We start from the raw sequence: 15,530 nt of genomic DNA, 5'->3' as shown, positions 1-15,530 counted from the left end.
GAAGGGGCCATTCCAGACTGGAGGAAATTTTTGCATGGTGGCAGTTGATAATGCCCAACCCGTTTCTGCATCGGTGATTCAGGTGGGCGACGCTCGCGAGCGCTTCGCGCAATGGCGCGAGGGCAAGGCCGGCAAGGTGTTGTCGGTCTCGGTGATCGGTGACAGCTACACCGCCGGACAGGATTTCTACCTGAACAAACTGGTGCAACGGGTGGCCGGTGAAACCGGTTTTGCCGGGCCGGGTTATGTCGGTTTCAACCACGGCGCGGCACTCGGCGGCACGCATTTCAAATACACCCGCAGCAGCGATCAATACTTTGGCGGCGGCTGGAAAGTCTCCGAGCTGGGCCAGGCCAGCCCCGACAGCCGCACCGTCACCGGCCGCGCCGGGGCCTGGCTGCAGGTGGATGCCAACCCTACGCCGCGCATCGATACGGCAGTAACTCAGGCGAAGCTGTTGTATCTGGGCAACGGCGAAACCAGTGAGCTGCGTTATCGCTGGTCGCCGGCGCAAGACTGGCAACCGTTGAAACTTGTCGGTTCGGGCGTGCAGGAAGTGCCGCTTGCCGGCCTGTCCACCGCGAAAGACTGGTCGTTCAGGCTCGAAGTGCGCAAAGGCGCGCCGACCTTGTTCGGGCTGTGGATGCGCAACGATCAGCCCGGCATTCGCGTGTCGAAACTGGCGGCGTCGGGTGCGGCTTCGGCGGATTTTTATCACGCCGACCGACAATGGCAGGCGCAGTGGAAAGCAGCGGTAGCGAAGATTCCCGCCGACGTTTATCTGATCATGCTGGGCGGCAACGACCAGGGTTTCGGCGTGAAGCCCGAGCAGTATCTGCACAACGTGCAAGGTCTGGTCGGCATGCTGCGCGAGATTCAACCGGCCGCTAGCATCAACCTGATCATGCGCCAGGACACCACGCGTTCCAGCGCTTACCCGATGGCGGCGTATGCGCAGGTGCTCGAGCCTTGGGCGCGTGAGCAGCACCTGGGGTTCGCCAACCTGCAATGCGCATTCGGCCCCGACGTCAAACGCTACGCCGCGGCGATGATCGGTCCGGACAAGATTCATCCGCTGCCGGCCACGGGCGGCAAGGTGATTGCCGATTATTTCTACGGCTGGATCATGGGGGGCAAGACTGATTGCAACGCTGCCTCACGATGATCGTTCCCACGCTCTGCGTGGGAATGCATCCTGTGACGCTCTGCGTCACCCGGCGAAGGGACGCGGAGCGTCCCAGGCGGCATTCCCACGCAGAGCGTGGGAACGATCAGTTCTGTGTGTAGGCGTCGACCTGATCGAGCAATTCGGTGAGCTTCTGCGGCATCAACCGCGCATCACAACGGGTTTCGACGTTGATGATGATCGCCGGGTCGTTGCAGCAGATCCGCACCCGGAAGCGCCAGTCGCTGAAGATCACTTTCAGGCCGTCGCGGTCATCCATTTCCAGCGCCTGTTCGCCATACAGCGTTTTCAAATGCGCGAGCAGGGGATACGGATCACGCATTGGCCGGCGAATATCACCGGACGCCGGAAACACGCCGATCCGCTCCACCAGCAAAATCGTGCCCAGCCAGGTTTCGTTGGCGCTGGGCAACGGCTGATGGCGCGACAGCCAGCTCATCATTCCAAGGTTGTCCACCTCACGTTCAATCTCTGCTGAATAGTGTGCAATGTTCATGGTTGCCTGCCTGAAATAATGAGTGAATCCGCAATGCTGGAGCCGTCTTAGCGGCCCTTGAGGTAAACGTTTTCGTAGCAGAAGTTGGTCGCCTGCAAGTAACCCTCGGCATCACCACAGTCGAAGCGCAGGCCTTTGAACTTGTAGGCCAGCACGCAACCGTTCTGCGCCTGTTTCATCAGCGCGTCGGTGATCTGGATTTCGCCGCCCTTGCCCGGTTGGGTGTCGGCGATCAGGTCGAAAATGTCCGGCGTGAGGATGTAGCGACCGATGATCGCAAGGTTCGACGGCGCGTCTTGCGGTGCCGGTTTTTCCACCATGTTATTCACCCGGTAGATACCCTCGGAAATCAGCTCGCCGGCAATCACCCCGTACTTGTGAGTCTGGTCAGCCGGGACTTCCTGGATGGCGACAATCGAGCAACGGAATTTCTTGTACAGCTGGATCATCTGCGACAGCACGCCGTCGCCTTCCAGGTTCAGGCACAAGTCATCGGCCAGCACCACGGCAAACGGTTCGTCACCAATCAACGGGCGGCCGCTGAGAATTGCGTGGCCGAGGCCTTTCATTTCTACCTGACGGGTGTAGGAGAAGGTGCAGGTGTCGATCAGTTCGCGGGTGCCGGCGAGGAATTTCTCTTTTTCGGTACCGCGAATCTGGTGCTCGAGTTCGTAGCTGATATCGAAATGGTCTTCCAGCGCACGCTTGCCGCGGCCGGTAACGATGGCCATGTGTTGCAGCCCGGCGTCCCGCGCTTCCTCGACGGCGTATTCGATCAACGGCTTGTTGACGATCGGCAGCATTTCTTTCGGCATGGCTTTGGTGGCCGGCAGAAAACGCGTGCCATAACCGGCAGCGGGGAACAAACATTTACGAATCATAAAAGTATCCTGGACAGTCATGGAACACAGGCGACGGTTGCGCACCTGAGCAGGCGGCAAGTTTCAATAAGGATTGAAGGCTTACTTTAATACCCGAGTCAGGTTATTCATTGCAATTGATCAGGCAGCTAAAAGCCGACAATGTTAGAGGATGTCGGTAAGTGCCTTGTTAGTTATTTTTAGTCGGTATCTGTTGATAGTGATGAGTGCGCCGGGAGTGCTAATAAGTAACGGCAATACAGTGTGACCTGCAAAAATATTTATTGCCAGTCATTGAACTGAATTTGTTTTCGGTTGTTGTCGCCTTGTTTGTGTCGACTGTGACACAGGTTCGATACACAAGGCTTGACACGTTACTTGTCACTTATCCAAAAGACGGACCGCGCTATGAAGATTCTGGTAACGGGTGGCGCCGGCTATATCGGCTCGCATACCACACTTGCATTGCTTGAAGCAGGTTATGAAGTTGTGGTTCTGGATAATCTTTGCAACAGCAGCGACGCGGCACTTCACGCCGTCGAAGCGATTTGCGGCAAGAGTGCCTGGATGATTCGCGGCGATGTCTGCGACCGCGCGTTGCTCGACCGGATCTTCCGTGAGCATCAGATCGAAGCGGTGCTGCATTTCGCCGGGCTCAAAGCGGTGGGCGAAAGCGTGCGCAAGCCGCTCGAATACTACGAAACCAACGTCGGCGGCAGCGTCACGCTGTGTCAGGCGATGGCGGCGGCGGGGGTGTTCCGCCTGGTGTTCAGCTCCTCGGCCACGGTATATGGCGAGCCTGAGCAGATGCCGATCAGCGAAGATTTCCCGACCGGCACGCCGACCAATCCCTACGGCCAGTCGAAGCTGATCGTGGAAAACGTGTTGCGCGATCTGAGCCGTGCCGAGCCGCGCTGGAGCATCGCCTTGCTGCGCTACTTCAACCCGATCGGCGCGCACCAGAGCGGCCACATGGGCGAAGACCCCAACGGCATTCCCAACAATCTGGTGCCGTACATCAGCCAGGTGGCGGTCGGCAGCCTGCAAGAGTTGTCGATCTTCGGCAACGACTACCCCACGGTCGACGGCACCGGGGTGCGCGATTACATCCACGTGGTTGATCTGGCGGACGGGCATTTGAAGGCGTTGCAGTCGATCAGCGAGCGCACTGGCATCCACACCTGGAACCTCGGCACCGGCGATGGCTACAGCGTGCTGCAAGTGTTGCAGGCATTCGAACAAGCCTGTGGACGGCCGGTGCCGTACCGGATGATGCCGCGTCGCGCTGGTGATATTGCCGAGAGTTTTGCCGACGCTTCGAAAGCAGCGAAAGAACTTGGCTGGAAGGCCACACGCAACTTGCAGGACATGGTCGCCGACACCTGGCGCTGGCAATCCAATCATCCCAATGGCTACTCGGGATGATGGCCAATTAGTCCAATGTTATTTTCAGTCAGGTTGTTAGATAACGTCGGGAAATTACACTGGCAATGCCTTTTGCAAGTCCGTAGATATAAGCCTGCCGTTCGACTTTTATCAGTTGCGTTTGACTGTGAAAGAACAACGGATCTTGTTCGCGCTTTTTGCGGACTTGAACTCTACCACCGCTAACACAGGCCGGTTTTTTAACAGGCCGAATGTTAGAAAGGAGTTGATATGAAAAAAGTGATGGCAGTTGCCCTGTTGACGATGTTGAGCAACTGGGCTGCCGCCGCTGAAGCGCCGTTGACAGCGGTAACCAATGTAGGTGGCAGTGTGGCGGCTTCTCAAGCGCCCGCAGCCAGTACTGCAATGGTTGCCAGTGCTGTAGCGGCGTCCAACAGCGGTGGCAGTGCCAACGGCGGTACCACCGGTACGACGGGTACCACCGGTACAACCGGCACGCATAACTAACAGGAAGTTCTGTTAGTGCAGTACAGGGTCGCCCGACGCAAGTCGGGTGACTTTGTTTTTGGATTCGCCCTTGAATAGCGTAGTGCCATTATGACTCGTAGTGTTTATCTTTTAATGTTGGCAAGTCTCGCTCTGCAAGGTTGCATGTTTTCCCCCGGTCAATACCTCAGCACCAGCGACATCACCCGCCAGGGCGCGAGTGAAAGCAGCCGGGTCGAGCTGATTCCGATCACGCCGAAGCTGATCGCCATGAACCGCGCGACGCAAAAGCACGAGTCGCTGCCAGCGGAGCTGTTGGCGACCCCCGCCGAGTACCGCATCGGCAACAACGACGTGCTGTACATCACCGTGTGGGATCACCCGGAGCTGACGGCCCCGTCCGGCGCGCAGCAACAGATTGATGCCAACGGCCGTCTGGTGCGCTCCGATGGCACGCTGTATTACCCGTTCATCAAGGAAGTGCAGGCCGCCGGCCGCACCATCCAGCAACTGCGCGCGGACATCGAGCAGCGCTTGTCGGCGTTCATTGCCGAGCCGCAGGTTGACGTCGCGGTACTGCGTTTTGCCAGCCAGAAAGTCGTGGTCACCGGTGCGGTCACCAAGGCCGGCCCGCAAGCGATTTCCACCAACCCGTTGAGCGTGGTCGAAGCGCTCGGCTCGGCCGGTATCGACACCAACAACGCCGATCTGTCCGGGCTCTTGCTGACGCGCAACGGGCGCACGTATCCGCTCAATCTCGACGCGCTCAATCAGCAGGATTCGGAGTTGCAGAACGTCTTTCTCAAGGGCGGCGACCAGTTGTATCTGCCGTACAACGACAACAAGCGCATCTACGTGATGGGCGAGGTCAACCAGCCGCGCGCGTTGAGCTTCAAGACGGCGACGATGAACCTCTCTGACGTGCTCGGTTCGGTCGGTGGCCTCAGCCAGACCAGTTCCAACGGCAACGCGGTGTACGTCATTCGTGGCGTGGAAAACCTCGATGTCGAGCCGGCGAAGATCTATCAGCTGGAAGCCGAATCACCGACCGCCATGGCGCTGGCCTCGCACTTTCAGGTGCGCCCGCAGGATGTGGTCTACGTCGGTCCGGCAAACGTCACGCGCTGGAACCGCTTCATCAGCCAGTTGGTGCCGTCGGCATCGATTGTCGGCACCGGGGCTTCCGCGGCGAAGAACTGGAGCGAATACAGTAACAACAGCAAATAAGGTCGCCGACTGTGAATACGTTGAAAGTTGGCGTCTGCCTGTGTGCGGCGGTGTTGCTCAGTGGTTGTAATCCGCTGATGAGCGCGTCGCTGAACAACCTCAAAGCCGCAGTGGTCGGCCCGGACGAAGTGGACGTGACGGCCGCTGAAGTGGCCGCGGTCAATTACCCGCAACTGAAGCTGACCACGCCGTCCGGCTCCGGCGTGCTGGCGCTGATGCGCGAGCGTGAGGACCTGCAGTTCTGGGTCGCCTCCGGCAAGCAAGTCCTGCTGCTGCGCGATGGCCTCGCCGTGCGCAGCATCGGCCTGGGCCTGGAAGGGGACTTGGACGGCACACGCCTGGCCGATGACTCGCCGTTCAAGCGAGGCCTGCATCACGTCGCCGATGGTTTCATCACGCGCCGCTGGATCGACCTGTACAAGGGCCAGGAAGTCGGGGTGATCGTCAACAGCCGCTTCAGCCGTCGCGCGGACACCACCCTGAATATTCTCGACAAGGAATACGCCGTGCTGCGGGTCGATGAGCAGATTGACGCGCCAGCCATCGGCTTGCACGCGACCAATCATTACTGGGTCGACCCGCGCGACGGGTTCATTCTGCAGAGCGAGCAGCAACTGACGACGCAGTTGCGCGTCAAGGTCGTGCAACTGACGCCTGCTCGCAGGCACCTGCCGTGAAGCGCCTGAGATTGTGGTCCGCGGGCCTGATCCTGATGACCGGCGCCAGCCAGGCTGCCGTCACCGTTTCAGGCGATGTCGCCAATCCGGGGCCGATTCCGTTGCCGCCCGGCGGGCGCTTGCTCGATGTCATCGGTGAAGCGGTGCCGAACGCCGAAGGTTACTGGCTCGCCGGCGGCTTGCTGCGTCAGTCGCTGATCGAACAGCAAACGCGGCTCAAGGTCGGTGTGCTGTTCGATCTCGAGGTGCTGCAGCGCATGGCCGTGCTGTTCGACAAACCGAGCCGTGTGGCACTCGCGCAGCGTGTTGCTGAAGACGTGCGGCAGATGCCGGTGACCGGTCGGCAGATCGCCGATCTCGACCCGGTGGCAGTGGAAACCGGATTCGCGCGCAACATTCGTCTCGAGGATGGCGATCGTCTGGTCTATCCGAAAAGGGTCGATGAAGTGCAAGTGCTGGGCGCCGTCGCCGCGCCATGCTACTTGCCGTATCAGCCGTTGCAGGAGGCGCGTGAGTATTTGCAAGGCTGTTCGATTCTCGACGATGCCGAAGCCGATTATCTGTGGCTGATCCAGCCCAACGGCGTGTCACGGCGCGTGGGCATTGCTCACTGGAATCGCGAGTCCGGGCAATTCCCGGTAGCCGGCAGCAAAATTCTGGTGCCGCTGAAAAATGATGATCTTGATCCGCCTCTTCCTGAACTGAATCAGCAGTTGGCCGAATTCATTGCCACGCAGCTGGCCGAGGTGGTTCGTTGAAGTTACGTTTTGCAGCTGTGTTGTTATTGCCCTGCGGTCTGGCTCACGCCGAGCCGCGCATCACTCAGAATGACTTCGGTGGCACCGGCCTGTGGCAGACGCCGACCGCGCGCATGGCCCCGGCGGGGGAATTGAGCGTCAACGCCAACCGCACCGATCCGTACAGCCGCTACAGCGTGTCGTTGCAACCGCTGGACTGGCTCGAGGGCTCGTTTCGCTACACCGCGATCACTAACCGGCCGTACGGCTCGGAGGCCCTGAGCGGCAGCCAAAGCTATAAGGACAAGGCGGTCGACGCTAAAGTCCGGCTCTGGCAGGAAAGCCACTGGGCGCCGGAAGTGGCGTTGGGCTTCCGAGATATCGGTGGTACCGGTTTGTTCTCCAGTGAATATTTTGTCGCCAACAAACGCTACGACAATTTCGATTTCAGCGCCGGCATCGCCTGGGGCTACATCGGCAATCGCGGCGACTTCGATAACCCGCTGGGCTATGCCAGCAGTCGCTTTGATACCCGGCCGGCGCTCGAGGGCACCGGTGACGTCAACTCGGGTTCGTATTTCCGTGGCCGGCCTTCGTTGTTCGGTGGCGTGAGCTACCAGACGCCGTGGGATCGTCTCAGTCTGAAACTAGAGTTCGAAGGCAACGATTACAAAAACGAACCGAAGGACAACGAGATCAAGCAGGACTCGCCGATCAACCTCGGCGCGGTGTTCAAGGTCACCGATTCGATCGACGTCAGCGCCGCGTGGGAGCGCGGCAACACGGCGATGTTCGGGGTGACCTTTCACACCAATTTCGTCAGCCGCAAGGCCCCGGCGAAAACCTACGACCCGACCCCGGAACCGCTACCGGCGAAAGCCCCGACCGCGACGATGGAGCAGGTCAACTGGGCCGACGTATCGAGGCGCTTGCAGCAGAACGCCGGCTACAAGGTCGAGCGCATCGCCCAGCGTGATTCCGAGCTGATCGTCTACGGCGAGCAGCAGCGCTATTTCCATTCGTCCAAAGCCGTAGGGCGGGCGAGCCGGATTCTCGATAACAGCGTCAACGACGACATCGACTGGTTCACCGTGGTCAACAAGCGCTACGACTTGCCGCTGGAAGAAACCAGCCTGCCGCGCCAGACCTTCCGCGAAGTGATCAACAACGAGGAGCCGCTGGAATCGCTGCACCGCACCACCGAAATCAACCCGGCCATGCCGCACAACGAGACGACCCTCTACACCGAGGCGCCGCAGCATTTCAGCTATGGCGTGGGCCTGGGCTTCAAGCAGAACGTCGGCGGCCCGGATGGCTTGCTCTATCAATTCAGCGCCGATGCCGACGCCGAATATCGTTTCAACCGCAACACCTGGTGGAGCGGCTTGCTCAGCGCCAACCTGGCGAACAACTTCGACAAATTCAGCTACGACGCGCCCAGCGGATTACCGCGTGTGCGAACCGATCTGCGGCAGTACCTGACCACCTCCAATACGACCATGCCGCTGTTCCAGGTCAGCCATGCCGAGCAACTCGACAAAGACCTGTATGGCATGGTCTATGGCGGTTATCTGGAATCGATGTTTGCCGGTGTCGGCGCCGAGGTGCTGTTCCGCCCGACCGGCGAGCGCTGGTCGCTGGGGGCGGACCTGAACTGGGTGCGTCAGCGCGATTTCGATCAGGGTTTTGCCTTGCGCGATTACTCGGTGGTGACCGGGCACATCACCGGCTACACCGACCTGCCGTTCGACACGCTGGCGGCGGTCAGTGTCGGTCGCTATCTGGCCGGCGACTGGGGCACGACGGTGGATATCTCCCGGGAGTTTTTCAACGGCGTACGCGTCGGCGCCTGGGCAACGATCACCACCGCCAGCAGCGCCGAATATGGCGAAGGTAGCTTCGACAAAGGCCTGTATCTGTCGATCCCGTTCGATGAAATGATGAGCATGTCGACCATGCGCCGCGCCAACCTGGTCTGGGCCCCGCTGACCCGAGACGGCGGCGCGCGACTCAATCGCAGCTATCAATTGCATTCGATGACCGATAGCCGGGAAGGGGACATGTTCTATCGTAATTTCGAGAAGATAACCGAGTAGACGCTGATCCCCGCTACAACAAAGATTCCCTGTAGGAGTGAGCCTGCTCGCGATGGCGTCGTATCAGGCAACATCTCCGTTGCCTGACACACCGCTTTCGCGAGCAGGCTCGCTCCCACACTGGTTATTTGCCAGACCAAAAATCCCGACTCACCCGCCGAATCCCTGTGGGAGCGAGCCTGCTCGCGAAGGCGTCAGACCAGTCAATATTCATGTTGCTTGACACACCGCCATCGCGAGCAGGCTCGCTCCCACACGGGTTATGTGCCAGAACACAAATCCCAACTCATCCGCCGAACCCCTGTGGGAGCGAGCCCGCTCGCGATGGCGTAAGCCCAGTCAATATTTATGTTGCCTGACACGCCGCCATCGCGCGCAGGCTCACTCCTACATGGGTTATTCGTCAGGCCACAAATCCCGACCCACCCCCAAATCCCGCCCACAAAAAAGGGGACTTTCGTCCCCTTGCATGTGCAACCCTGAACCTCAGTAAATATCCTTCGACAGCAACGTAAACGGTGTCTTCACCAGAATCTTCAGATCCAGCCACAACGACCAACTGTTGATGTACTGCAGGTCGATCTCCACACGCTTCTGCATCTTGTCGATGGTATCGGTCTCTCCACGGCAACCGCTGATCTGGGCGAGGCCGGTGATGCCCGGTTTAATCCGGTGGCGCGCCATGTACGCAAGGATTTTCCCCGAGTAGTAGTTGTTGTGCGCGACCGCATGTGGACGTGGGCCAACCAGGGCCATGTGCCCTTGCAGGACGTTGAACAGTTGCGGCAACTCATCCAGCGAGGTGCGACGAATAAAGCGGCCGACGGCGGTAATGCGCGAGTCATTGCGGCTGGCCTGCTTCACATCACGGTCATCGTGAACACGCATCGAGCGGAATTTCCAGACCTTGATCACCTTGCCGTTCCAGCCATGGCGATCCTGCTTGAAAAACACCGGGCCCGGGGAGTTGAGCTTCACCGCCAGAGCAATGATCAGCAGGATCGGGCTCAGCGCGATGATCGCCAGAAACGCCACTGCCTTCTCCACCAGGCTCTTGCTCAGTGCGGCGGTCGGGCGGCTGGTCAGCGGGCTTTCGTTCAGGTAGATCGCCGGCAGACCGTCCACGACTTTCACCGAGTGGTTGAGCAGCGTCAGGCTGTTCAGATCCGGCACCCACACCACATCGACGTTGGCGCCCAGCAGATCGACGTACATCGCCTCGATCTTCGCTGCTTCGCACAGCGGCAGGGTGATGTACAGACGGCGAATGTCATGGGCGGCGATCAGGTCCAGCAGCTGTTCCTGTGCGCCGACGACGCGCGGCGCATCGGAACCCAGCGTGGTCACGTCGCCGTTGCTGACCAGCCCCACCAGCGGCAGGTTTTCCAGCTGGCTGAGCTTCTTCGCCAGCCCCAGCGCCAGTTCACCGGTACCAACGATCAGCGTCTTGTGTTCACTCTTGCGCGAACGCTGGTAGTACTTGGAAAACGCGTGCAGCGGTGCGTAGAGAAAAGCCTGACCGAGGAAGCCATACACCGCCCAGCTCAGAATCACCTGACGCGAAAACAGCTCATCGGCCTGGCAGACGAACGCAATGCACGCCAGCGCCGCCATGGTCATCGACCAACCCATGAACAGCCGGCCCAGGCCGGTCAGGTAGTTGTCGCGTTTGCGATAGACACCGGTGAACGTGTAGGCCGGAACCGAGGCCAGTACCGCCAGCGTTGCGCACATTCGGTAATAGAACGCGACCGTACCGGTGTGTTGCTCGGCCAGGATAAACAGCAGCGTGACCACGAACGCCTGAGCGAGTGCCCATTGGCCCCAAAAGGTCAGTCCCTTGAGGCCCGTGTTTCGATTGATACTGAGAGAAAGATCCATACGAATATCCCCAAAAGACGTCCATTCAGGTTTCAACAGTTGAAATCCGAGTTGTTATGCAGACTTATTGTTTTTGTTGTAGCGAGTGTCCTGAGGTAACAACATCGATATGCCGAACTGTCGTCAGTCAATAGACTAAGTTATTGCCGGGAATGGTGTCTGACGAGTTCTAACAAGATGGCACAGTGCCAACTGTTTTAATAATTAAATAGCAGGCTGTTAGAAAAGGTCGCAGAGCAGGGGGTGATTATGCGGTGTGGGTTTTGTTACTGTTGGAGGCAGGAAAGTACAACTCAAGGAGGGATAAAGCCAAACAGAGTGCTCTTGTTGTTTTTGTAATCGCACTTGTTCTGTTTGTTTTATTGGCGGAGGTTCGCGTTATTTACGCGACGATGTCCTGGATAAGGCAATAACCGCGATTTCTTACCGCGCGAAACAGACGCTCACCGTTGCTGGCGCTTTTGAATTTGTCTTGCAGACGACTCAGGCACATTTCCAGGCCACGGTATTGTTCCGGTTCGCGACCGATGCTGATGATCAAGTCGTCACGACTGACAACACGCTCTTCATGGCTGAGCATTTTGCGCACCAGTGCTGTTTCCAGCCCGGTCAGACTGATCTCTATGTCTTCTTTGATCAGCGCGCCTTGCTCCGGGTCAAGATGCCAGGTTGCGCTATCCGGCATATCATTTTGAACGGCAGGGGGCATGTTGCTGATATCGCCGGTAATGACAGAGTTGTGCTGGAACGTATTTGCCGATTGCGCGGCCAGCCATTCCGATTCAAGTGTGGCCAGAATTCGCTGAGTATCGTGCTCGATACTGCGCGCGACATTTTTTCGACTGATGTGCGGATATGTGAACTCCATCACCATTGGCGCGGAGGAGGGCGAAGCAACACCTTCAACAAACATTTGTGCCTGCGACGTGCCAAACGAGTTGAAACGTTCGCTGGACAGGATGCTCTCCAGTTCACGTTGCGACGTTGTACTGTGAGTCACGACAACAAAATATTTCCTTGGGAGGGTTGTACTGGTTTCCATGTCTCTCTCCTGAATACATACCAAAATTGGCTAAAAGAAAATCGGCAGGCGAGCAATAGCTTCCTCGGAAGTAATCGATAGGCAGGGTCTGGGCCCAATATTGGCCCTCGATAAATTCCACTCGAACTGCTGCTATGTTATGGAGTTTTATTGTTATGGGTCGTGTTGACGCGCTCATTCAATTGCTTGATTTCAAACAGAAGCGGAGCAGAAAAGGAGCTGTATGGCTGCATTGGACGATCCTTCGTACGTTGCAAAAGGGATTGGCTGCCCGAGACTCAGGCAGTCGATATCAGACCCCGCAGCAGGCGATAGCCATAACCGCGAATGCTCTGAATCGCGTTTGTACCATACATGTCCTTGATTTTTCCACGCAAGCGACTGATTGATTTTTCCAGCGCTCGAGGGTCGTAGAAATTGGTATTGAGGCCCATGATGCCGGCGATTTCATCATGGCTCAGGATGTGATTGCCGGTTTGCGCAAAGGCTTCGAGAATCTTCATCTCGGCAAACGAGATGTCGAGTTTCTTGCTCTTGTCCATCAGGCAAATGCGCGTCGGGTCAAGCGTCAGATTGATATCCCGCTGCCATTCCTCACTGGTGAAGAACTCGCCCAGCAACTCTGCGCCGTCGTCGGAAAGCGTGTTGAGTTTGATACAAATATCAGCACCCGCCAGATAGTACTTGATCTTGTTGAAGGCGCCGCGGCCGGTGATAACCGCGCAAATAATCGGCTTCAAGTTATCGTTGCGCAGATTCTCCACTAGCGCGAGATTGTCCTCGAGCGCTTGTGGGCTATCGATAACCAGGAAGATTGCCCGGTAAGATCCCACGTGTTCATTAAAGTTATATGAACTAGCGTAGGCACTGGCTTCAAGCGCCATGTCGCTGCGGACATGCTGGGCGATCAGCGTTCTAAAATGTTCGGCCACGCCACGGGTACGACCCAGAGTAAGAACACCGGGTTCGTCATTTGTCGGGCGCGGGCTTCTAGTCGCCAAGTTCGCTGAGAGCATCGTGCATTGACTCGAATTAGGTGCTGACATCGGGATGTTAAAGCACCGGTTCTCATCTGTGACTGACAATTGGTAACATTTGCGCGGATTTTAGACGTGCCTCGCGAGATTTCTAACAATAAGTAAGCTTTTCAGGCTTTTAGTTGATTTTCTCGAGAGAGTGAACTACGGCTTAGATGATGGCGATATGCGATGGTGCCACTATTTTGAGTCTATTGCGACAGCTTTTAATATGTCGATATGCCACTGTATCGCCATCTGTTCATATTGTGCACTGGATCACACTTTATTGCGCGCGTTAACTTTTTTCCACTCCTGCACTAAATATTTGTCGATTAGTTCGTCGGCCGACGATTACTAACATGACTTGAGTGTAGCTTTTGATAAGACATATTCTGCCGGCGCCGCGTCAGCTCATGGGAATGGCGTGCCGATTGTTTTATTTCCGATACTCAATTCCTGAGTGCAGTTGACCGGTCGCTCTCAAAGAGCGCTCTGATGGAGGATTAATGGATTTCTGGACCTTTTTCCAGGTGTTGATATTAGGTGCGGTAGAAGGTCTGACCGAGTTTCTGCCCATCTCGAGTACCGGCCACCAGATCATCGTCGCCGACTTGCTGGAGTTCGGCGGTGAGCGCGCAATGGCGTTCAACATCATTATTCAACTGGGCGCCATCCTCGCCGTGGTCTGGGAGTTTCGACCGAAGATTTTCGACATCGTTAAAGGCCTCCCCACCGAACGCAATGCACAACGCTTCACCCTCAACTTGTTGATCGCGTTTTTGCCGGCCGTTGTCCTGGGCGTGCTGTTCGCCGACGCCATCCATGAATACCTGTTCAACCCGGTCACCGTCGCCGTGGCACTGGTCGTCGGCGGCATCGTGATGCTGTGGGCCGAACAACGCAGCCATGTGATCAGCGTCGAACACGTCGACGACATGCGCTGGTCCGACGCGCTGAAGATAGGTTTCGTACAATGCCTGGCGATGATTCCCGGCACCTCACGCTCCGGCTCAACAATCATCGGCGGCCTGCTGTTCGGCCTGTCGCGCAAAGCCGCCACCGAATTCTCGTTCTTCCTCGCCATGCCCACCATGGTCGGCGCCGCCGTGTACTCCGGCTACAAATACCGCGACCTGTTCCAGCCCAACGACCTGCCAGTCTTCGCCCTCGGCTTCGTCACCGCATTCATCTTCGCGATGATCGCCGTGCGCGGTTTGCTGAAGTTTATTGCCAATCACAGCTATGCCGCGTTCGCTTGGTACCGGATTGGTTTTGGTTTGTTGATTCTGGCGACGTGGGGGTTTGGGTGGGTGAACTGGACCGCTGCTGCGGCGGCATGAAGGACAAGCCAGGCGGATCTACCGCCTGGCTAAAGTGATGGGAAGGGCATCAACGCCCTTCAAGCAACTCAGCCGCCTGATCCAGCAACGCCAGCGGATCCTTGGCCTTGTGAATATCCACCGACAACAACTGACGAAACTTGCGCGCCCCCGGGAACCCCGTGCCCAGGCCCAGCACATGCCGCGTGATGTGATGCATCGAACCACCGGCCAGCAAATGCTCAGCTATATAAGGACGCAACTGCGCCAACGCCTCGGCCCGACTGATCACCGGTGCCGCACTGCCAAACAACTGCTGATCCACCTCCGCCAACAAATACGGATTGTGATACGCCTCACGCCCTAGCATCACCCCGTCGAACGTCTGCAAATGCTCATGGCAGGACTCCAGCGTCTTGATCCCGCCATTCAGCACAATCTCAAGTTCCGGAAAGTCCGCCTTCAGCTGCGCCGCCACGTCATAGCGCAACGGCGGAATGTCGCGATTCTCCTTCGGCGACAACCCCTCGAGAATCGCAATCCGCGCATGCACGGTAAAACTGGTGCATCCGGCATCGCGCACCGTGCCGACGAAATCACACAGCTCCGCATAACTGTCCCGACCGTTGATGCCGATGCGATGCTTCACCGTCACCGGAATCGACACCGCATCACGCATCGCCTTCACACAATCCGCCACCAGTTGCGGATGACCCATCAGGCAGGCGCCAATCATGTTGTTCTGCACCCGATCGCTTGGGCAGCCAACGTTCAAGTTCACTTCGTCGTAGCCATGCTCCTGGGCCATGCGTGCGCAGGCGGCCAGATCCAACGGAACGCTACCGCCTAATTGCAACGCGAGAGGGTGCTCGGCTTCGTTGTGACGCAGGAAACGTTCGTGATCGCCGTTGAGGAGAGCGCCGGTGGTGACCATTTCGGTGTAGAGCAGGGCGTTCTTCGACAGGAGGCGCAGGAAGAAACGGCAATGGCGGTCCGTCCAATCCATCATGGGCGCGACGGAAAAACGGCGGGAGAGTGGGGCGGGTTGTAAAGGCATTGGGGAATCTGGATCAGAGGGGCGAAGGTGAGGGAGTTTATCAGGAATAGCGTGGGGCAGA

Annotated in this window: 14 protein-coding genes; 8 read left to right on the top strand and 6 right to left on the bottom strand. The window is 57.8% G+C overall.

The window, feature by feature from the left end:
• Positions 1-34: 34 nt before the first annotated feature.
• Positions 35-1,165 carry an SGNH/GDSL hydrolase family protein gene (locus tag ACGSLL_RS23280; RefSeq protein WP_394508090.1) on the top strand — a complete coding sequence of 377 codons (1,131 nt, stop codon included), beginning with the start codon at positions 35-37 and terminating at the stop codon, positions 1,163-1,165.
• A gap of 106 nt (positions 1,166-1,271) precedes the next feature.
• On the opposite strand, the gene ACGSLL_RS23275 is transcribed toward ACGSLL_RS23280, so the two are convergent.
• Both ACGSLL_RS23275 and galU read right to left on the bottom strand, forming a co-directional pair.
• Positions 1,272-1,682 (bottom strand): phosphohexomutase domain-containing protein, encoded by a 411-nt coding sequence (locus ACGSLL_RS23275; protein WP_394508089.1) that lies wholly within the window; start codon positions 1,680-1,682, stop codon positions 1,272-1,274.
• Positions 1,683-1,729: 47 nt separating this feature from the next.
• The gene (galU, locus tag ACGSLL_RS23270; RefSeq protein WP_090284675.1) at positions 1,730-2,563 is read right to left on the bottom strand and encodes a UTP--glucose-1-phosphate uridylyltransferase GalU; all 834 of its coding nucleotides are present in this window, start codon (positions 2,561-2,563) and stop codon (positions 1,730-1,732) included.
• 387 nt (positions 2,564-2,950) lie between these two features.
• Between galU and galE the strand changes: the two genes are divergently transcribed.
• From galE to ACGSLL_RS23240, 6 genes are all read left to right on the top strand, one after another.
• Complete coding sequence (gene galE, locus ACGSLL_RS23265) at positions 2,951-3,967, top strand: UDP-glucose 4-epimerase GalE (RefSeq protein ID WP_394508088.1); 1,017 nt, start codon at positions 2,951-2,953, stop codon at positions 3,965-3,967.
• 231 nt (positions 3,968-4,198) lie between these two features.
• The gene (locus tag ACGSLL_RS23260) at positions 4,199-4,435 is read left to right on the top strand and encodes a hypothetical protein (RefSeq protein WP_016775457.1); all 237 of its coding nucleotides are present in this window, start codon (positions 4,199-4,201) and stop codon (positions 4,433-4,435) included.
• A gap of 90 nt (positions 4,436-4,525) precedes the next feature.
• Positions 4,526-5,641, top strand: coding sequence for a polysaccharide biosynthesis/export family protein (locus ACGSLL_RS23255; RefSeq protein ID WP_172833260.1), 1,116 nt, complete (start codon positions 4,526-4,528; stop codon positions 5,639-5,641).
• 11 nt (positions 5,642-5,652) lie between these two features.
• The gene (locus ACGSLL_RS23250; protein WP_394508087.1) at positions 5,653-6,318 is read left to right on the top strand and encodes a YjbF family lipoprotein; all 666 of its coding nucleotides are present in this window, start codon (positions 5,653-5,655) and stop codon (positions 6,316-6,318) included.
• Entirely contained in the window at positions 6,315-7,076 is a 762-nt protein-coding gene (locus ACGSLL_RS23245) for a capsule biosynthesis GfcC family protein (RefSeq protein WP_394508086.1), read from the top strand. The genes ACGSLL_RS23250 and ACGSLL_RS23245 overlap by 4 nt, the downstream gene beginning before the upstream one ends.
• Positions 7,073-9,151 carry a YjbH domain-containing protein gene (locus ACGSLL_RS23240; protein WP_394508085.1) on the top strand — a complete coding sequence of 693 codons (2,079 nt, stop codon included), beginning with the start codon at positions 7,073-7,075 and terminating at the stop codon, positions 9,149-9,151. Before ACGSLL_RS23245 ends, ACGSLL_RS23240 begins: the two co-directional genes overlap by 4 nt.
• A gap of 486 nt (positions 9,152-9,637) precedes the next feature.
• Here ACGSLL_RS23240 and ACGSLL_RS23235 read toward each other — a convergent pair whose 3' ends face one another.
• From ACGSLL_RS23235 to ACGSLL_RS23225, 3 genes are all read right to left on the bottom strand, one after another.
• Positions 9,638-11,032 (bottom strand): undecaprenyl-phosphate glucose phosphotransferase, encoded by a 1,395-nt coding sequence (locus ACGSLL_RS23235; RefSeq protein WP_090284665.1) that lies wholly within the window; start codon positions 11,030-11,032, stop codon positions 9,638-9,640.
• 382 nt (positions 11,033-11,414) lie between these two features.
• Positions 11,415-12,074 (bottom strand): winged helix-turn-helix domain-containing protein, encoded by a 660-nt coding sequence (locus tag ACGSLL_RS23230; RefSeq protein ID WP_394508084.1) that lies wholly within the window; start codon positions 12,072-12,074, stop codon positions 11,415-11,417.
• A gap of 278 nt (positions 12,075-12,352) precedes the next feature.
• A complete protein-coding gene (locus ACGSLL_RS23225) occupies positions 12,353-13,090 on the bottom strand; it encodes a winged helix-turn-helix domain-containing protein (protein WP_394508083.1) in 738 nt (245 codons plus the stop codon).
• A gap of 509 nt (positions 13,091-13,599) precedes the next feature.
• On the opposite strand from ACGSLL_RS23225, the gene ACGSLL_RS23220 reads away from it, so the two are divergent.
• Positions 13,600-14,433, top strand: a complete 834-nt coding sequence (locus ACGSLL_RS23220; RefSeq protein WP_394508082.1) for an undecaprenyl-diphosphate phosphatase — start codon at positions 13,600-13,602, stop codon at positions 14,431-14,433.
• Positions 14,434-14,482: 49 nt separating this feature from the next.
• Here ACGSLL_RS23220 and dusA read toward each other — a convergent pair whose 3' ends face one another.
• Complete coding sequence (dusA, locus tag ACGSLL_RS23215; RefSeq protein WP_394508081.1) at positions 14,483-15,469, bottom strand: tRNA dihydrouridine(20/20a) synthase DusA; 987 nt, start codon at positions 15,467-15,469, stop codon at positions 14,483-14,485.
• Between the last annotated feature and the right edge of the window lie 61 nt (positions 15,470-15,530).

Source organism: Pseudomonas retamae, assembly GCF_043496865.1.
In the GTDB taxonomy this organism is placed as follows: Bacteria; Pseudomonadota; Gammaproteobacteria; order Pseudomonadales; family Pseudomonadaceae; genus Aquipseudomonas; species Aquipseudomonas retamae.
This window is presented reverse-complemented; position numbering and strand designations above follow the sequence as displayed.